The following is an 18823-nucleotide window of genomic DNA, read 5'->3' as shown; positions in this document are numbered from 1 at the left end:
TTATCGCACCATGTTGCCGAGTTCGTGGCATCGCAGCATCCATCGCGCCTTTCGAGTGGGCCTCTCACGCTCGATCCATAGCGGATGCTGAGATAATCCTCCTATGAGCGAGCAGCGCACCCGCCCCGTCTTCTATGCCATCTGGCTGATCGTCGCCGGGGTGATCGGTTGGTGGGCGGCGTTCGAGCTGACCGTCGAGAAATTCGTGCTGCTCGCCGATCCCGACGCATCCCTCAGCTGTGATCTGAGCTCTTTCATCCAGTGCGGAAAGAACCTCGACTCCTGGCAGGGCTCGGTGTTCGGCTTCCCCAATCCGATCCTCGGCATCGCCGGCTGGATGGCGCCGATCATTGTGGGCGTCGCCGTGCTCGCTGGGGCGCGGTTCCCCCGCTGGTTCTGGGCGACGTTCGGCGCCGGCATCCTGTTCGCGTTCGTGTTCGTCTGCTGGCTGATCGGCCAGAGCATCTACGACCTCGTCGTGCTGTGCCCCTGGTGCATGACGACCTGGGCCGTCACGATCCCCACCTTCTTCGCCACCGTCGTCCATCTGTTCCGCAACGGAACATTCAGCAGTTCGGAGAAGGTGCAGGAACGCGCCGGACGCCTGATGGCCTGGGTGCCGCTGGCGACCATCGTGGCCTACGCGATCATCATCGCGATGGCTCAGCTGAAGGGCATCGACTTCCTCGGCGAAATCACGAGCCTGATGTTCTGACGCGGAGTGTTTCGACTCGCTTCGTCAGAACCAGATGCCGAGCTCGCGCTGAGCCGACTCGGTGCTGTCCGAACCGTGCACGAGGTTCTGCTGCACGGCCAGGCCCCAGTCGCGGCCGAAATCGCCGCGGATCGTGCCGGGCGCCGCGGTGGTCGGGTCGGTGGTGCCGGCGAGTGACCGGAAGCCCTCGATGACGCGATCTCCGGCGAGACGGATCGCCACGGACGGTCCCGACATCATGAACTCGAGCAGCGGCTCGTAGAACGGCTTGCCCTCGTGTTCGGCGTAGTGGGCGGCCAGCAGCTCGCGGTCGGGCTCGACGAGACGGATGTCGACGAGCGCGTAGCCTTTCGCCTCGATGCGGGCGAGGATGCTGCCGGTGAGGCCGCGGGTGACGCCGTCAGGCTTGACGAGGACGAGGGTTTCTTCAGTGGCCATGTCAGTCGCTCTCTGTGTGAGGGTCGGTGTCTTCGAGGTTCGCTGTGGCAGCGGCACGGGCTCGTGCGTCCAGCCGGCCCCCCATGATCGTCGCATACGCCCACATGCCTCCGAAAACCAGGACGACGAGAAGGATCGCGGGAACGAAGATGGCGGACACGGCGACGACGGCCTGAAGCACCCACCCGGCCGGGATCGCCCACGGCTTCGTGATCATGCCGGCGACGGCGACCATCGCGACAGCCACGATGAGCCCGCCGATGATCGCCCACCATTGCGGGATGCTCGCGGGGAGCGTCTTCAGTCCGAAGATCGTGAGCCCGGCGAGCAGCACGACGATCGCCTCGAAACCGAGCACGATCGGAGCAAGCTTCTGCACGAGGGTGCGCGGCGGGCGCGCGTGACGCGGTGTCGGCGCAGCGTCGCTCATGCGCGCCACCCCGACTTCCAGTCCTCTTCCTCTGCAAGGGCGATCGCCTCGCCGGCGAGGACGACGGACCCGGCGATCACGACGGCCCGGCGATCGGACGATGCGGCCCATTCGCGCGCGGCGTCCGCGGCATCCGCCAGCGACGGGTGCACCGTCGCGCGGAAACCGGCGTTCTCGACCAGGTCGGCGATCTGGTCCGCGTCGCTGGCGCGCTGGGACTCCGGCGCGGTGGCGAACACGTGCGCAGCGGCCGGTGCGAGTTCGCCGACGATGCCCGCGGCATCCTTGTCGGAGAGGATGCCGAGTACGAGTCCCCACTCGTCGAAGTCGAAGCTGTCGTCCAGCGACTGCGCCAGCGCCTTCGCGCCGTGCGGATTGTGTGCGGCATCGACGATCACCGTCGGAGCGACGCCCAGCAGCTGCAGGCGCCCGGGCGAGGTCGATCCCTGCAGCCCTTCGGTGACGATGTCGTCGGCGATGCGCTGAGAGCCCGCGCCGATCAACGACTCGACGGCGGCGACCGCGAGTGCGGCGTTGTGCCCCTGGTGCGCACCGTAGAGCGGCAGGTATTCCTCGACGTAGGAGCCGGCGAGCCCGCGCACCGTCAGCAGCTGCCCGCCGACGGCGAGCTTCTGGTCGGCGAGGCCGAACTCCTCCCCTTCGAATGCAATCGTGGCGTTCTTCTCCGCGGCGACGCGGCGCAGGACGTCTGCGGCCTCGGCGGGCTGCTCCGCCGAGACGACCGCGGCCCCCTCTTTGATGATGCCGGCCTTCACCTCGGCGATCTTCGCGATCGTGTCGCCCAGGCGATCGGCGTGGTCGATGGCGATCGGTGCGAACACCGCGACGTCGCCGTCGGCGGTGTTCGTGGAGTCCCAGGAGCCGCCCATGCCGACCTCGAGCACGAGCACGTCGACCGGAGCATCGGATGCGGCGACGAACGCGAGCACGGTGAGCAGCTCGAAGAACGTCAGCGGTGCGTCGCCCGCGGCCTCCAGCTCAGCATCCACGATTCCCGCGAACGGCTCGATCTCGTCCCAGGCCTCGGCGATCGCGGCATCCGCGATGGGCTCGCCGTCGATGAGGATGCGCTCGGTGAAGCGCTCCAGATGGGGGCTCGTGAACATGCCGGTGCGCAGGCCGTGCGCGCGCAGCAAGGTCTCGATGATGCGCGCCGTCGAGGTCTTGCCGTTGGTGCCCGAGATGTGGACGACGCGGTACGTGCGCTGCGGGTCGTCGAGCAGTTCGAGGATGCGCGCGGTGCGCTCCTTGCGGGGCTGTACCCACCGCTCCCCTGCCCGTTCGAGCAGGCTCTCGTAGACGGCGTCGGCGCGTTCGCGGTCAGACATTCGTCGATCCTCCGATGTTCGTGTCGATCGTTACGACGATGGGCTCCTTGCTCGATCCGAGCGCCGTCGCACCGCTGCGGTGCACGCCGTCGCCGGGGCTTGTGACGCTCTGGACGAGCTCATCCATGCCTTCGGTGGCTTGCACGGCCAAGGCGGTGGCGAGCGTCTCCCCCGCGATGAGCTCCGCGTGGGTCTGCAGTGCCTCGGCGTTCTCCGGCGAGACGTTCAGCGCCAGCACGATGCGGTCGCTGACGTCGAGGTCGGCATTCTTGCGTGCCTCCTGTACGACGCGGATGGCGTCGCGCGCCATCCCCTCGGCCTCGAGCTCGGGGGTGGTCTGGGTGTCGAGGAGGACGAAGCCGCCGGTGGGGACGATTGCGAGCGCCTCGCCCTCGGGCCGCCCGGCGGTCTCGAGCACAAGATCGTACTCGTGGGGCTCCAGAGCGATGCCGTCGACGACGACCACGCCGTTCTGCTCCTCCCAGATCCCCGCCCTGGCGCCGGCGATCACGTGCTGCACCTGCCTGCCCAGACGCGGACCCGCAGCACGGGCGTTGACGCTGAGGCGGTGGCTGATCCCGTACTCGGCAGCGGCCGTATCCGTCAGCGGCACGAGCTCGACCGACTTCACATTGAGCTCGTCGCGCAGGATGTCCTCGAACTGTCCGAGCTGATCCGCCAGCGGCGAGACCACGGTGAAGCGTGCGAGCGGCAGGCGCACGCGCAGCTTCTCCTTCTTGCGCAGGCCGTTGCCGACGCTGGAGAGCTCGCGAACAGCATCCATCGCATCGCGGATGTCGCTGGCTGTCGGGAAGGCATCGGCGTCCGGCCAGTCGGTCAGGTGCACGCTGCGCCCGCCGGTCAGCCCCTGCCAGATCCGTTCGCTGACGAGCGGCACGAGGGGGGCGGCGACGCGGGTCAGCGTCTCGAGCACGGTGTAGAGCGTGTCGAACGCGTCGGTCGCGCCCTCGGCTGACGCATCTGCGCCCATCCAGAAGCGGTCGCGCGAGCGGCGGATGTACCAGTTCGTCAGCACCTCGGCGAAGTCGCGCAAGCGTGCGGCCGCCGTCGTCGAGTCGAGTCCTTCGAGGTCGGCGGCCACGTCGCGCACGAGTTCGCCCAGGCGCGACAGGATGTACCGGTCGAGCACGTCGGTGGAGTCGGTGCGCCACGTCGCCTCATAACCGTCGCCGGATGCATTGGCGTAGGTCGCGAAGAAGTACCACGAGCTCCACAGCGGCAGCAGGAACTCGCGCACACCGGCACGGATGCCCTCTTCGGTGACGGCGAGGTTGCCTCCGCGCAGCACTGAGCTCGACATCAGGAACCAGCGCATCGCGTCGGATCCGTCGCGTTCGAGCACCTCGGAGACGTCCGGGTAGTTGCGCAGCGACTTCGACATCTTGTAGCCGTCGCTGCCCAGCACGATGCCGTGGCAGCTGACGCCGGTGAACGCCGGTCGATCGAACAGCGCGGTCGAGAGCACGTGCATGACGTAGAACCAACCGCGGGTCTGGCCGATGTACTCGACGATGAAATCTGCCGGCGAGTGCGAGTCGAACCATTCCTGGTTCTCGAACGGATAGTGCACCTGGGCGTACGGCATCGACCCGGAGTCGAACCAGACATCGAAGACGTCCTCGATGCGGCGCATGGTGCTCTTGCCAGTGGGGTCGTCGGGGTTCGGACGCGTCAGGTCGTCGATGTACGGGCGGTGCAGGTCGATCTCGCCCTCGGGATTGCGCGGCAAGGTACCGAAGTCGCGCTCAAGATCCTCGAGCGAACCGTAGGCGTCGACGCGGGGGTACTCGGGGTCATCGCTCTTCCAGATCGGGATCGGAGAGCCCCAATAGCGGTTGCGGCTGATCGACCAGTCGCGGGCGCCCTCGAGCCACTTGCCGAACTGACCTTCCTTGACGTTCTCGGGCACCCAGGTGATCTGCTCGTTGTTCGCGAGCATCTTGTCCTTGATGTCGGTGACGCGGATGAACCAGCTCGACACGGCCTTGTAGATCAGGGGGTTCCGGCAGCGCCAGCAATGCGGGTAGGAGTGCACGTAGCTCTGCTCGCGCAGCATCCGGCCGTTCTCCTTGAGGAGGCGGATCAGCGGACGGTTCGCATCCATCCACAGTTCGCCGGCGACATCCGTGACGTTGGAGAGGAACCTGCCGCCGTCGTCGACCGAGAGGATCGTCGGGATGTCGGCGGCGTTCGTGACGCGCTGGTCGTCCTCACCGTAGGCCGGGGCCTGGTGGACGATGCCGGTGCCGTCGGTGGTGGTGACGTAGTCGTCGACGAGGATGCGCCAGGCGTTCTCGGTTCCCCAAGTCTCGGCATCCGCGTAGTAGTCGAACAGACGGTCGTACGTGACATCTTCGAGGTCGGTTCCGCGGTGGGATGCCGAGACTGCGGCGAGCGCGTCTTCGGTCGACTCGTAGCCGAGGTCCTTGGCGTAGCCGCCGAGCAGCTCGCGGGCGAGCAGGTAGCGGTGCGCTGCGCTCTCAGTGATGTCGTCGCCCGGGAGGATGTCGGCGGCACCGTTCGGACCGGCGGGGACCACGACGTAGTCGATGTCGGGTCCGACGACGAGGGCGAGGTTGGTGGGGAGAGTCCAGGGCGTGGTCGTCCAGGCGAGCGCACGGACGGCGGTCAGCCCCAGGGACTCTGCTTTGGCGCCGGTCAGGGGGAAGGTGACGGTGACCGACGGATCTTGGCGCTCCTGGTACACGTCATCGTCCATGCGCAGCTCGTGGGCGCTCAGCGGCGTCTCATCGCGCCAGCAGTACGGCAGCACGCGGTAGCCCTCGTAGGCGAGGCCCTTGTCGTACAGGGTCTTGAAGGCCCACAGCACGCTCTCCATGTAGCCGAGGTCGAGCGTCTTGTAGCCGCGGTCGAAGTCGACCCAGCGGGCCTGGCGGGTGACGTACTCTTTCCAGTCCTCGGTATAGGCGAGCACGGAGTCGCGAGCCTTGCCGTTGAAGACATCGATGCCCATGTCTTCGATCTCGCTCTTCTCGGTGATGCCGAGCTGCTTCATCGCCTCGAGCTCAGCGGGAAGACCGTGCGTGTCCCACCCGAAGACGCGGTCGACCTTCTTGCCGCGCATGGTCTGGAAGCGCGGGAACAGATCCTTGGCGTAACCGGTGAGCAGGTGGCCGTAGTGCGGCAGACCGTTGGCGAACGGCGGGCCGTCGTAGAAGACCCATTCGTCTGCACCCTCGCGCCGCGCGATCGACGCCCGGAAGGTGTCATCGTCCTTCCAGAACTCGAGGGTCTCGCGTTCGATCTCGGGGAACCGCGGGCTGGCGGCGGGACCGAAGGCGGAGGAGTTGCGGGGGTAGGTCATCTGTAGCTCGCAGTGTTGTGGGCGGAGGCTGCTTGCGAGGACGATCCCCTGTCGTGCTTCAGGACCGCGGTACCACCCCGCGTGCCGCGCCTCACGGCGCTGCCACTCTCACTGCGGCGATGACGGGCCTGCCCCGCTCGGTTCTAGTGGGTCATGCGACCGTTCTTCCGAGAGCTCCCCGGTGATGGCCGGATCAAAGCTGCTGCATCAATTGTACGCCGCATCCGTGCCCGGGCGCTTCGCTCACTCAACGGCCCACGAAACGCACCCGCGGCTTCGACTCGCTGCGCTCGCTCAACCCGTTTCGTCGCGGTCGCTGCGCTCCCTTGCTCAACGCCCCGCGGGGGCGAAGCCAAAGTTCCAGTCCCACAGGGACAAGGCCAAAGTTCCAGCCCCGCGGGGGCAAGGCCAAAGTTCCAGCCCCGCGGGGCGTTGAGCGGAGTCGCCGAGCGACGGAGACGAAACGCGGTGAGCGAGGAGCGCAGCGACGAGTCGAAGCGATAACGGCCGCCGCGGCTTTCGACCTGCTGCGCTCGCTCAATCCGTTTCGGCGCGGTCGCCGCGCTCCCCTTGCTCAATGCCCCGCAGGATGCAAGACGTTCACGCGCGGTGGTAGCCGTGCAGGTCGTCCTGCATGCCGTTGATCCAGATCTCGGCACCACCGTCGGGGTCGGGAATGCGGGTCGTACGTGCGAAGGCCTCATCCACCACGGATGCCGCGAACCCGGCATCCCGCAGGCGGGCGGCAAGCGCATCCAGATCGCCCCGCGCCTCGAACGACAGCCCGATCCTGGCCTCGCCCTCGTGCAGTCCGACGGATCCGCCGTCGCCGAGCATCTCCACCCACCCGCCGCGGTCGGATGCGATGCCGCCGCGGAATCCGAGCGACTCGAGGATCGCTCGCGGCTCCGCGAGGTCGGCCTGGAACCAGATCGGCTGCACGGCGATGTCGCCCACGCCGCTCTGCACCGCCCCCTCGGACACCGAGATCGAGACCCCGGATGACGCCTGCACGACGAGCATCTCCCCCACCTCCTGCATCGTGACACGCTCGGGAGCGAACGACGAGAGAGCGGATGCCGCGGCATCCAGATCCGCGACGAGAAGGTGAATATCGGTCGTGCCGGGGCGATGCTCGGCCGTCGCGCTGTGCACGGCCAGCACGCCGTCGGCGTGGAACTCCGCCCACTCCGACGACGGGGCGAACGGTGGCACGAATCCGAGCGCCTCGGCGAGTGTCCACCAGCGCTCGGGCTGGCCGGTGTAAAGGATCTGCTGCACGACCGTCATGATCTCTCCTCCAGGTATCCCCGCAGAGCCTTCTCCACGAGCGCCGACAGACTCGTCGCCTCATCGATCGCCTGATGCTTCACACTGCGCACGAGATCCGGCGGCAGGTAGACGTTGAACTGCACCTTCGCGGCGGCGGGTTCGTTTGCTTGCATGCTAGCAACATAGCACATGGTCGGTTGGCGGCTTCGACTCGCTGCGCTCGCTCAACGACCCACGTATCGCACCCCGCGGGTCGTTGAGCGCAGTCGCGCAGCGACGGAGACGAAACGCGTTGAGCGAGCCGGAGGCGAGTCGAAACGAACCCCCGACTCAAGCGTCGACGAGAAGGTCGGCGAGCGCACCCAGCGCCGCGGCACCGGTGAGCTCGCCCGCAACGAGCGGCACTTCGAGCACGGGCACCCCGGGCACCGCCGTCCGCACCGCCCCCAGGTGCCGCTCCTCCACCTGGCGCCGTGCCTGCAGCAGCTCACCAGCATCCGCAGGCGACCTACGATTCGCGAGCAACGCCGAGACCTTCACCTGCATGCCGTTCAGCGACTCGACCACTTCGAGCGTCTCAGCGACCGGCAGCGCTTCGGCGGTGAACACGACGACGAAACCGCAGGTCTCGGCATCCGTGATCGCGTGCTGAAGCCGGTCGAAGCGCTCACGGCGCCGCAGCAGCGTGCGCCGAAGCTCCGCCTCACTCGACGACGCCTGGTCGCCCTTCCCCGTCAGCCCCCGCATCGCGGCCGAGAACCGCTCCGAACGGTCACGGTTGCGCAGCAGCGTGTCGGTCCACCCGGCGAGCTGCCCTGGCAACGCCAGCAGGCGCAGCGTATGCCCGGAGGGCGCCGTGTCGAAGATGACGAGGTCGTACTCCCGCTCGGCGAGCTCTGCCGCCTCGGCGATGCGTTCCAGCACGGCCGATTCGTGGCTGCCGGGCGCATGCCGCGCGCGCTCGAGGTGCTCCCGCGCCTGCGCGTGCTGGCGCTCGGGCAGCATCCCGATCATCGTCTGCTCGACCGCGGCCAAGTGCCGCGTGATCGTCCGCTCCGGATCGATTTCCATCCCGTCGACGAAGCCGCCGCCCGAGCCGCCGACCAGCCGCACCGGCTCATCCCCGACGTCGCGCTCCCACAGGTGCCCGAGGTTGTGGGCCGGGTCTGTCGACACGACAAGCACCCGGCCGCCCTCGCGTGCCCGTGCGAGTGCCGTCGCCGAGGCGAGCGAGGTCTTCCCCACACCGCCTTTGCCGCCGACGAACAGGATGCGCCGGCGTTCGTCCGTCAGCAGCACGAGATTTGATCCAGCGGCGAGCGCGGCATTCCCATCCGCCGATGCCAGGCGTGGAAGTCCTCGGCGAGCATGGGCATCAGCTCTGCGCTGTAGTAGGCAGCAGGGTCCGGTACGCCGAGTGCCTCGCCGAGCACGACGAGGGTGAACAGGTCGTCCTCATCGCGCCGCTCGCGCGCGAGTGCCTGGCGGTACGGGCCGGCGTAGTACTCCGTCAGCCCCTCCCGGAAGGCGGCCCAGCGCTCCGAGAAGCGCCGGGCCGCCATGCGGTGCATCACAGATCAGACCTCCTCGCGCACCGCCTGGATGCTGGCATCCTGATCCTCGGGCTCCGGCGGGTCGGTCGCCGCCTTGCGCATGGCGATCACCGCCTCGACCGCCACCCAGATGCTCGCCACGATGATCACCACGTCGAGCACGAACAGCAGCCAGTCCGGCTGTTCCGGGTTCGCGAACGAGACAAGCTGCTCGATCGCCGCCCAGAACGACATCACGAACACGAAGATCAGCGGCAATAGCGCCGGCAGCGCATTGCGCCGCTTGCGGATCAGCATCACCGCGAGTATCGACAGAGTCAGCGCGGCCATCAGCTGGTTCGTCGTACCGAACAGCGGCCAGATTCTCAGGCCGCCGTCTCCGCCGAATCCCTGCGAGAACGTCAGTCCGAGCCCCACGACGACCACGACCAGGGTCGCCGGGAACTTGGAGATCTTGATATGCATCGCATCGCCGATCTCCTGCACCACGAACCGCAGCAATCGCATTCCGGTGTCCATGGTCGTTGCGGCGAACAGCACGGCCATCGTCGCGAGCACCGTCGCGCTGAGGGATGCCGGGAGCCCGAGACCGTTCTCCATCAGCATCCCGCCGCCCTGCACGAATGCACCGACACCGCCAGCCCCGAACGAGCTGTAGACCTCTTCCCATTCGGCGACCGTGCGGAACCCACCGATGACGGCGAGGATCGTGCCGAGCGACAGCAGTCCCTCACCGACAGCGCCGAAGTAGCCGACGAAACGTGCGTCGGTCTCCTTGTCGAGCTGCTTCGAACTCGTACCCGAGGAGACCATGCCGTGGAAGCCCGATATCGCGCCGCACGCAATCGTGACGAACAGCAAGGGGATCATGCTCGGTGTGCCCTCTGGCAGAGACATGTTGATCATCGGGGCGACGATCTCCGGCTTATCCGCCGCGAACAGCGTGGCGATCAGCACCGCGCCGTACAGCAGCGCGAGACCGACGAACAGCTGCACACCGTTGATGTAGTCGCGCGGCTGCAGCAGCACCCACACCGGAAGCAGCGAGGCGATCGCCCCGTAGATGAACAGGGCGAGGATCCAGAACGTTGCCGGGCCCATGCCGAGGAAGTCATCCGCCAGCACGACGGGAACCTGGTCACCCAGCACGATCAGCGAATACAGCGCCACGACACCGACGATCGTCACCGGGATCAGCGGCAGCCGCAGCCGGTAGACCGCGACGCCGACGAGCAGCGCGACGACGATCGCACCCCAGGTGGGGATGACGGCGCTCGGCGTGCTGATCAGCAGGTCCTTGATGACAACGGCGAAGGCCGCGATCACCATGAGCAGCAGCAGGAAGATCACGACGAGGAAGAGGTTCGCGCCGCGTTTGCCGATGTAGCGGGCCGACAGTGCTCCGATCGACCGGCCCTTATTGCGCGTGGAAGCCCACAGCGCGCCGAAGTCGTGCATACCCGCGAAGAACACCGTGCCGAGCGTGACCCACAGGAAGGCGGGCAGCCAGCCCCAGATGACGGCGATCGCCGGCCCGACGATCGGCGCGGCTCCCGCGACCGAGGTGAAGTGGTGGCCCCACAGGATGTATTTGTTCGTCGGCATGTAGTCGACACCGTCTTTCAGCTCATGCGACGGGGTCTTGAATCCCGCGTCGAGCTTGTAGACGCGCTTGGCCAGGTATCTCGAGTACACGAAATAGCCGAAGGCGAACAATGCCAAACCGATGAACATCAACAGGACAGGACTCATGGTGGTGTTTCCTCTCTCAAAACGACAGCGTCGTCGTCCTCTCGTGCCCACCGTAGCAAAGCTGGGAAACACCTGAAAGGACGCCGGTCCGGCCTGTCGGATTCACGTGCGGGATGCTGCGAGCAGCTCCTGTGTGAACGGATGCTGCGGAGCAGCGAACACGGCCGCGACGGGTCCCTGCTCCACGATGATGCCGTCCTGCATGACGAGCACATCGTCGGATACAGCGGCGACCACGTCGAGGTCGTGCGAGACGAAGATCATGGTGAGTTCCCGCTCACGTTGGAGCCGCCCGAGCAGCGCCAGCACCTTCTCGCGTACGGAGGGGTCGAGCGCCGAGACGGGCTCGTCGAGCACGAGCACGTCGGGCTCAGCGGCGAGCGCGCGGGCTATCGCAGCGCGCTGACGCTGCCCTCCGGACAGCCGCGACGGGCGTCGCCTCGCCAGTTCCGGTGCGAGCCCCACTTCGGCCAGCAGGGCGTCGACGCGTGCGGCTCTGATCCCACGCGGCACCCCTCCTGCGGCGAGCGCCTCGCGCAGTGACCGTCCGACTGTCCAACGGGGGTCGAAGGCGCCGAGGGGGTTCTGGTGGACGAGCTGCACCCGGTGCTCGCCGTTCCACCGGATGTCGCCGGAGTCGGGCGGCTCCACCCCGACGATCATGCGAGCGAGGGTGGTCTTGCCGGACCCGGACTCCCCCACGATCCCCAGGGTCTGCCCCTGCAACAGCGTGAATGAGGCATCCACGACGGCCGGGGCGCCGGAGAATGCTTTCGACACCTCGACCGCGGTGAGTACAGCGTGCCCCAGTCCGAAGCGATCCTCACGGGGCTCATGCTCGGTCGCGGCGATCAGTTCGCGCGTGTACGGCTCGACCGGGGCGTCCAGCACCGCGGTCACCGCACCCTGCTCGATCACGCGCCCGGCGCGCATCACCAGCACCCGGTCGGCCACCCGGCGCACCGCCGCGAAGTCGTGGCTGATGAAGACGACGGCGGTACCGGCATCCGCGATCTCACGCAGCAGCGCCAGCACGTGCGCCTGCACCGTGGCATCCAGTGCGGTCGTCGGTTCATCCGCGACGAGCACGGCCGGTTCCCCCGCCAGCGCCGACGCGATAAGCGCGCGCTGGCGCAGCCCTCCCGAGAGCTCGTGCGGATACTGCCCGGCGCGTACGGCGGGCGACGGCATCGCAACGGACTCGAGCAGTTCGAGAGCACGTGCCCGGCGCTCGGCCCGCGACAGTTCCGTGTGGATCACCAAGGGCTCGGCGACTTCGGCTCCGATCCGCCGCAGCGGGTCCAGCGACACCAGGGCGTCCTGCGACACGAGGCCGATGCGATCGCCACGAACACCGCGCCACTGGCCCTCCGAGAAGCGGCGCGCATCGACCCCGTCGACGCTCAGCGCGGTCGCCGAGACGCGGGCGCCGTCGGGTGCGAGTCCCAGCAGCGCCGACGCCGTGAGAGACTTCCCCGCCCCGGATTCGCCGACGATCGCCACGCACTCCCCCGGAGCTGCCGTGAACGACACCTCGTCGACGAGCACGCGCCCGGCGATGGCGATCGAGAGGTCCTGCACCTGCAGCGCCGTCATGAATCCCGTCCTTCCGCCCGGGCCCGCAGGGTCCGCCCCACGATCGTCGCCGAGATGACCGTGAGGGTGATGGCGATGCCAGGGAACACCGCGATCCACCAGGCGGAACCGAGCACGTTGCGCCCGCCGGCAAGCATGAGCCCCCACTCCGGTACGGGTTCGGTCGGCCCGAGGCCGAGGAAGCTGAGCCCCGCGATCGCGAGGATGCTGGAACCGATCCCGATCGTCGCGAGAACGCTCAGCGATCCGAGCACCCCGGGAATCACGTGCCGACGGAACGCCTGCGGGCGCGGCACCCCGAGGATGCGTGCCGCCTCGACGTGCTCGGCGAGTGCGAGCGTGCGAGTCTGCACCCGGGCCAGCCGAACGTACACCGGCACGGCAGCGATCGTTACGGCGATGGCGACGTTGACGGGCCCGGGCCCGAGGATCGCGACGACGACCAGCGCGACGAGAAACTCCGGGAATGCCATCAGCACGTCGTTGAAGCGCATCGCCACGGCATCCACCGGGCGCGGTGCGACGCCGGACAGCGCGCCGATGATGAGTCCGACGACCAGGGCGAGAGCCGTGGCGAGCAGGCCGATGCCGACCGAGCGTCCGGCACCATGGACGACCCGCGAGAACACATCGCGCCCGCTCTGATCCGTGCCGAACAGATGGGCGGGGCCGGGCGCCTCGAGGGCGGCCCGCACATCGGTGCGCAGCGGATCAGCCGTCGCGATCAGCTGCGGGAACAGCGCCATCGCAGCGATGACGGCGAGGACGAGCAGGGCGGCACCGAGCAGCACGCGGCGGGAGAGGCTCATCGGCGCAGCTCCGGGGTGCGTGCGGCGCGGCGCTGGCGCGGATCCAATACCGGATGCAGCAGCTCGACGATCACGTTCACCACAACGAACATGAGCGCGCTGAACAGGATGATGCCGGTGATGACCGGCAGATCGCGGTCGGTGATCGCAGCGAGCGTGACCCGGCCGATGCCCGGTCGGGCGAAGACCGTCTCGACGAGCACAGCGCCACCGAGCAGCGAGCCGACCAGGTACGCGGTGAGCGTGAGGGCTCCGGCGGCACCGTGCCGCAGGGTGTGATGCGCGGTCAGCCGCACCTGCCCTGCCCCGCGCGCACGGACGGTCGTCGCGAACGGTTGCCGCTCCGCGGCCTCGATGCCATCGCGCAGCACCTGCCCCAGGAGCGCGGCGACCGGCAGTGCCAGGGTGATCGCCGGCAGCACGATGGTGGCCGGGTTCCGGCTGCCGGAGACCGGGAACCATCCGAGTCCGAACGCAAACACGCTGAGGAGCAGGATGCCGATCCAGAACACCGGCGACGACAGCACGATCAGCTCGGCGCCGGCGACGACGCCCCGCCAGAAGCGTCCGCGGACGAACAGTGCCACGACGAGCGCGAGGACCACGGCGATGACGAGGGCGAGCGCGGTCAGCTGCAGGGTGGCGCCGAGCTGCCGGCCGATGACCTCGGCCACCGGCATCCGCAGCTGATACGACTCCCCGAGGTCACCCCGCAGGAGCTGACCGAGGTACGCCAGGTACTGCTCGAACGGTGGCCGGTCGAGTCCGAGCTCGGCGCGGATCCCGTCTTTGACGGCGTCGCTCACCTGCGCCTGCGGACCGAGCATCACCGCGACGGGGTCACCGGGTATCACCCGGAACGCGAGGAACGCCAGCGTCGCCGCGCCCCACAGGACGACGATGACGGATGCCGCGAGGCCCGCGATCCGGGAAAGCTGCGACGTCACGAGCGGATCAGCCGACCGTGACCCCGTAGAACAGCGGGCGACCGTACAGGTCGTACTCGAGACCTTCGACGGTGTCGTTGGATGCGGTGATCATCGACGGGCTGTAGAGCGGCACGATGGCAGTGTATTGCGCATTCCACTGCTGCAGCTTCTGGTAGATCGCTGCACGTTCGTCGACATCGCTGGTCGAGATGCCCTCTTCGAGCAGTCCGTCGATCTTGGGATCGGAGACCTGTGAGGCGTTCTGGAACCCGTCGGTGTGCAGGTGGCTGCGCAGCAGATCCCCATCCACGCCTGAGAAGCCCCAGTCGGTGAGGTCGAACGTCTTCGGCTCGTACTGCTCGTTGTAGGCGCCGGGCTCGAGCACCTCGCGCTCGACCTCGAAGCCGATGTCGGCGAGATCCGACTGGATGGCGTTGCCGAGCGCCGCCTTGTCATCCGGAACGGGCGTCCAGGCGATCCAGCGCGCGGAGAGGCGCTCGCCGTCCTTCATGCGGATGCCGTCGCTGTCGCGCTCGGTCCACCCCGCTTCGTCGAGCAGGGCGTTCGCGGCATCCTGGTCGAAGGGCCACGAGTCCTCCAACGACGCGTCGTACCCCGGGGTCGTGGACCCCAGAACGCTCCACGCGCGCGGGAACTGGCCGAAGTAGATCTCCTCGACGGCCGCGTCGATGTCGATGCCGCGGGCGAACGCCTGGCGCACTTTCTCATCGGCGAAGACACCGTAGGCCTCGTTCAGGTACAGCGAGTACGGCAGCCCGGGGTACTCGACCGAGTCGACGGTCAGCGAGTCGGGCATGTCGACGGCGAGGTTCGGCGGGATGTTGCTGGCAAGATCCGCCTCGCCGCTCTCGACGACGCCCGCACGCACCGACGCCTCGGGCAGGATCTCCACACGCAGCGTCTCGAACTGCGCGGCCTCCGCGCCGCCCGGACCCCACGTGTAGTCGGGGTTGCGGGTGTAGACGAGTTCCTGCTCGGGTGTGTATTCGGTGAGTTCGAACGGGCCGGTGCCGACGTTGATGCCGGGGCCGCCCGCCTTCAGTTGATCGACCGATTCCTCCAGCACCTTGGGCGAGTAGAACCCGAGGTGCGCGGTGCTCGCGGCCTGCAGGAACGGCGCATACGGCTGGCTGAACTTCACCTCGACGGTGTGCTCGTCGACCACGGTCGTGCCCTCGTAGAAGTCGGCACCGAGCATGCTGGCGGCTTGAGCGGACGCCGTCTCGGGATCGACGATGCGGTCGAAGTTCGCCTTCACGGCCTCGGCGTCGAAGGGCTCGCCGTCGTGGAAGGTGACATCGTCCCGCAGTTCGAACGTGTAGGTGGTGCTGTCGTCGGACACCTGCCAGTCTTCGGCGAGCCAGGGCGAGAACGTGCCGTCGGCCTCTTGGAAGACGAGGGAGTCGAGAACGACGCGCTGCACCATGCCGGAGACGTCGAGCTGGCTGGTCTGCGGGTCCATGTGCCCCGCGGCGAGGTTCGCGCCCTCGATGGCCCAGACGACCTCACCCCCGGCATCCGCGGAGCCGTCCTCGGCGGTGCCGGCGCAAGCGCTCAGCATCAGAGCGGATGCCGCAACGAAGGCGGTGATGGGCAGAATACGGCGCACGAGCGGAGTGGGCATGCGAATCCTCGGGAAGGTGAAAGGGGGTCGGTCCAGTCTACCGACGGTTTTTGGACTCGGTCGATTTAGGTGCGCTTCGGGCGGCCGTACGTTTCGTTAGACTGTCAACCACAACCCCACACTCAGGCACGTACACACCGTGCCGCATACATCGCGCAAGGAGTCCTTCATGTCGGCAACCATTCAGAACCAGATCCCCGACAAGCCCGTCCTCGAAGGCCTGGAAGCGAAGTGGGACGGCGTCTGGACGCAGCAGGGCACATACCTGTTCGATCGTCTGCGCGCAGCGGAGCTCGGCAGGGCGGGCGTGTACTCGATCGACACGCCTCCGCCGACGGCATCCGGTTCTCTGCACATCGGCCACGTGTTCTCCTACACGCACACCGACGTAAAGGCGCGCTATGAGCGTATGCGCGGCAAGAGCGTGTTCTACCCGATCGGGTGGGATGACAACGGCCTGCCGACCGAACGCCGCGTGCAGAACTACTACGGCGTGCGCGTCGATGTGACGCTCCCCTACGACCCTGACTTCACCCCGCCCTTCGAGGGCAACGCGAAGAGCCTGAAGGCCGCCGACCAGCAGCCGGTGAGCCGTCGCAACTTCATCGAGCTGTGCGAGAAGCTGACGGTCGAGGACGAGAAGCAGTTCGAGGACGTCTTCCGTCAGCTCGGGCTCAGCGTCGACTGGACGCAGACATACCGCACGATCTCCGATGAGACGATCCGGCAGAGCCAGCTCGGCTTCCTCCGCAACCACGAGCGCGGTGAGGCCTACCAGGCGCTCGCGCCGACGCTGTGGGACGTCGACTTCCGCTCCGCGATCGCCCAGGCCGAGCTCGAGGATCGCGAGCAGCAGGCCGCGTACCACCGCATCGCGTTCCACAAGACCGACGGTTCCGGCGACATCCACATCGAGACGACGCGTCCCGAGCTGCTCGCGGCCTGCGTCGCTCTCGTGGCGCACCCCGACGACGAGCGCTACCAGCCCTACTTCGACCAAACCGTGCGCACGCCGCTGTTCGATGTCGAGGTTCCCGTGCGGGCGCACCATCTCGCCCAGCAGGACAAGGGTTCCGGCATCGCGATGGTCTGCACCTTCGGCGACGTCACCGACATGGTCTGGTGGCGCGAGCTCGACCTCCCGATCCGCACGATCCTGGGGCTCGACGGCCGAGTGATCGCCGAGGCTCCGGATGTCATCGAGTCGGATGCCGGCAGAGCCGCCTATGCGGAGCTCGCGGGCAAGACGGTCTTCAGCGCCAAGAAGCGCATCGCGGAACTGCTCGAAGAGTCCGGCGAGCTGCTCGAGGTCTCAAAACCCTTCAACCATGCCGTGAAGTTCTTCGAGAAGGGCGACCGCCCGCTCGAGATCGTATCGACCCGCCAGTGGTACATCCGCAACGGCGCCCGCGACGAGCAGTTGCGCGAGCAGCTTCTCCAGCACGGACGCGAGCTGCAGTGGCACCCCGACTTCATGCGCGTGCGGTACGAGAACTGGGTCGGCGGTCTCACCGGCGACTGGCTCGTCTCGCGGCAACGCTTCTTCGGCGTGCCGCTGCCCGTCTGGTACGGGCTCGACGAGAACGGCGAGCGCGACTTCGACCGCGTCATCTTCCCCGATGCGGCCCAGCTGCCCATCGACCCCACGATCGACGTGCCGGACGGGTTCACCGCAGAGCAGCGCGGCGTCGCAGGCGGCTTCGAAGCCGAGACCGACATCCTCGACACGTGGGCGACCTCGTCCCTCACCCCGCAGCTCGCCGGCGGCTGGCAACGGGACGAGGAACTGTGGAACCTCGTCGCACCGTTCGACGTGCGTCCGCAGGCGCAGGACATCATCCGCACGTGGCTGTTCTCGACCATGCTGCGCTCGACACTCGAAGACGGCCGTTCGCCGTGGCAGCACGCCTCGATCTCCGGCTTCATCGTCGACCCGGACCGCAAGAAGATGTCGAAGTCCAAGGGCAACGTCGTGACTCCCGCCGACATCCTCGACAAGCACGGTTCGGATGCTGTGCGCTACTGGGCGGCCTCCAGCCGCCTCGGAGTGGATGCCGCGTTCGACCCCCAGAACCCGACGCAGATGAAGATCGGCCGCCGCCTGGCGATCAAGATCCTCAACGCCGCGAAGTTCGTCCTGTCGTTCCCGGTACCCGAGAGTGCTCAGGTCACACACGCGCTGGATGCATCGATGCTCGCCGCCCTCGACGAGGTGGTCGCCGAGGCGACGAAGGCGTTCGAGTCGTTCGACCACGCTCGCGCGCTGGAAGTCACCGAATCGTTCTTCTGGACGTTCTGCGATGACTATCTCGAGCTCGTCAAGGAACGCGCCTACGACCAGACCGACGTGGGCCAGCCCTCCGCTGCGCTCGCGCTGCGCATCGCGCTGTCGACGCTGCTGCGTCTGCTGGCGCCGGTGGTTTCGTTCGCGGCCGAAGAGGCGTGGAGCTGGTTCGAAGAGGGTTCGATCCACACGGCATCCTGGCCCACCACGGGTGACCTCGCCGGCGGCGACCCGTCGGTGCTGACGGTGGCGAGCGCCGCGCTGATCGGCATCCGCCGCGCGAAGACCGAGGCGAAGGTGTCGCAGAAGACTCCGGTGTCGCGGGCTGTCGTTGCCGGCCCAGCCGATTCCCTCGAGGCTCTGCGTGCCGCGGCCGGCGACCTCCGCGCCGTGGGCCGCATCACGGAGCTCGAGATCGTGGAGGGCGCTGAGCTCGCCGTCACAGAGATCGTACTGGCCCCCGTGGAGGAGAACTGATGCAACTCGGTACTCGATGGGCAGCCGGGGCCGATGCTCCGGCCTCCGTCCCCGCTGCGCTGCTTCCGGCGATCGCCGAGGTCGAAGGCCGCGGACTGACCGGCATGTGGACACTCACATGGCTGGAGGGCCGTCCGATCGCCGAACTGGATGCCGGATGGGAAGTCCTGCTCACAGCATCCGGCGACGTCATCGCCCGCGAGTTCCAGGACTGAATCTGCCGTCTCC

Annotated in this window: 16 protein-coding genes; 3 read left to right on the top strand and 13 right to left on the bottom strand. The window is 67.7% G+C overall.

The features are described 5' to 3' along the window. Positions 1-103: 103 nt before the first annotated feature. Positions 104-715, top strand: a complete 612-nt coding sequence (locus tag ACTICP_RS11510; protein ID WP_441892498.1) for a vitamin K epoxide reductase family protein — start codon at positions 104-106, stop codon at positions 713-715. A 24-nt stretch (positions 716-739) separates the two neighbouring features. Here the strand turns inward: ACTICP_RS11510 and ndk are convergent, their stop codons facing one another. The 13 genes from ndk to ACTICP_RS11445 all read right to left on the bottom strand — a co-directional run bounded on the left by ndk (position 740) and on the right by ACTICP_RS11445 (position 15834). Beyond that, positions 740-1153 carry a nucleoside-diphosphate kinase gene (gene ndk / locus ACTICP_RS11505; RefSeq protein WP_441892496.1) on the bottom strand — a complete coding sequence of 138 codons (414 nt, stop codon included), beginning with the start codon at positions 1151-1153 and terminating at the stop codon, positions 740-742. Between the two features lies 1 nt (position 1154). Continuing rightward, on the bottom strand, positions 1155-1583 hold the full coding sequence (locus ACTICP_RS11500) for a DUF4233 domain-containing protein (protein ID WP_441892494.1): 429 nt from the start codon (positions 1581-1583) through the stop codon (positions 1155-1157). Continuing rightward, a complete protein-coding gene (locus tag ACTICP_RS11495; protein WP_441892492.1) occupies positions 1580-2932 on the bottom strand; it encodes a bifunctional folylpolyglutamate synthase/dihydrofolate synthase in 1353 nt (450 codons plus the stop codon). The genes ACTICP_RS11500 and ACTICP_RS11495 overlap by 4 nt, the downstream gene beginning before the upstream one ends. Further along, on the bottom strand, positions 2925-6278 hold the full coding sequence (ileS, locus tag ACTICP_RS11490; RefSeq protein WP_441892490.1) for an isoleucine--tRNA ligase: 3354 nt from the start codon (positions 6276-6278) through the stop codon (positions 2925-2927). Before ileS ends, ACTICP_RS11495 begins: the two co-directional genes overlap by 8 nt. Positions 6279-6878: 600 nt before the next feature. Continuing rightward, on the bottom strand, positions 6879-7568 hold the full coding sequence (locus ACTICP_RS11485) for a hypothetical protein (protein WP_441892488.1): 690 nt from the start codon (positions 7566-7568) through the stop codon (positions 6879-6881). Next, the gene (locus ACTICP_RS11480; RefSeq protein WP_441892486.1) at positions 7565-7723 is read right to left on the bottom strand and encodes a CopG family transcriptional regulator; all 159 of its coding nucleotides are present in this window, start codon (positions 7721-7723) and stop codon (positions 7565-7567) included. The genes ACTICP_RS11485 and ACTICP_RS11480 overlap by 4 nt, the downstream gene beginning before the upstream one ends. A gap of 157 nt (positions 7724-7880) precedes the next feature. Further along, positions 7881-8849, bottom strand: coding sequence for an ArsA family ATPase (locus ACTICP_RS11475; RefSeq protein WP_441892484.1), 969 nt, complete (start codon positions 8847-8849; stop codon positions 7881-7883). Further along, positions 8840-9112: a cory-CC-star protein gene (locus ACTICP_RS11470; RefSeq protein WP_441892482.1), complete on the bottom strand. Its 273-nt coding sequence runs from the start codon at positions 9110-9112 to the stop codon at positions 8840-8842. Before ACTICP_RS11470 ends, ACTICP_RS11475 begins: the two co-directional genes overlap by 10 nt. A 15-nt stretch (positions 9113-9127) precedes the next feature. Beyond that, the gene (locus tag ACTICP_RS11465) at positions 9128-10855 is read right to left on the bottom strand and encodes a carbon starvation CstA family protein (RefSeq protein ID WP_441892480.1); all 1728 of its coding nucleotides are present in this window, start codon (positions 10853-10855) and stop codon (positions 9128-9130) included. A 102-nt stretch (positions 10856-10957) separates the two neighbouring features. Continuing rightward, entirely contained in the window at positions 10958-12451 is a 1494-nt protein-coding gene (locus ACTICP_RS11460) for a dipeptide ABC transporter ATP-binding protein (protein ID WP_441892478.1), read from the bottom strand. Next, the gene (locus ACTICP_RS11455) at positions 12448-13260 is read right to left on the bottom strand and encodes an ABC transporter permease (protein ID WP_441892476.1); all 813 of its coding nucleotides are present in this window, start codon (positions 13258-13260) and stop codon (positions 12448-12450) included. The genes ACTICP_RS11460 and ACTICP_RS11455 overlap by 4 nt, the downstream gene beginning before the upstream one ends. Beyond that, positions 13257-14207 (bottom strand): ABC transporter permease, encoded by a 951-nt coding sequence (locus tag ACTICP_RS11450; RefSeq protein ID WP_441892474.1) that lies wholly within the window; start codon positions 14205-14207, stop codon positions 13257-13259. The genes ACTICP_RS11455 and ACTICP_RS11450 overlap by 4 nt, the downstream gene beginning before the upstream one ends. A 7-nt stretch (positions 14208-14214) precedes the next feature. After that, positions 14215-15834 carry an ABC transporter substrate-binding protein gene (locus tag ACTICP_RS11445; RefSeq protein ID WP_441892472.1) on the bottom strand — a complete coding sequence of 540 codons (1620 nt, stop codon included), beginning with the start codon at positions 15832-15834 and terminating at the stop codon, positions 14215-14217. A gap of 169 nt (positions 15835-16003) precedes the next feature. Here ACTICP_RS11445 and valS point away from each other — a divergent pair, with 169 nt between their 5' ends. Both valS and ACTICP_RS11435 read left to right on the top strand, forming a co-directional pair. Further along, positions 16004-18595 (top strand): valine--tRNA ligase, encoded by a 2592-nt coding sequence (valS, locus tag ACTICP_RS11440; protein ID WP_441892470.1) that lies wholly within the window; start codon positions 16004-16006, stop codon positions 18593-18595. Further along, on the top strand, positions 18595-18810 hold the full coding sequence (locus ACTICP_RS11435) for a hypothetical protein (protein ID WP_441892468.1): 216 nt from the start codon (positions 18595-18597) through the stop codon (positions 18808-18810). The genes valS and ACTICP_RS11435 overlap by 1 nt, the downstream gene beginning before the upstream one ends. Positions 18811-18823: the final 13 nt, after the last annotated feature.

Source organism: Microbacterium sp. (assembly GCF_052102115.1).
In the GTDB taxonomy this organism is placed as follows: domain Bacteria; phylum Actinomycetota; class Actinomycetes; order Actinomycetales; family Microbacteriaceae; genus Microbacterium.
The sequence above is the reverse complement of the archived record's forward strand: the minus strand, read 5'-3'. Positions and strand labels throughout refer to the sequence as shown.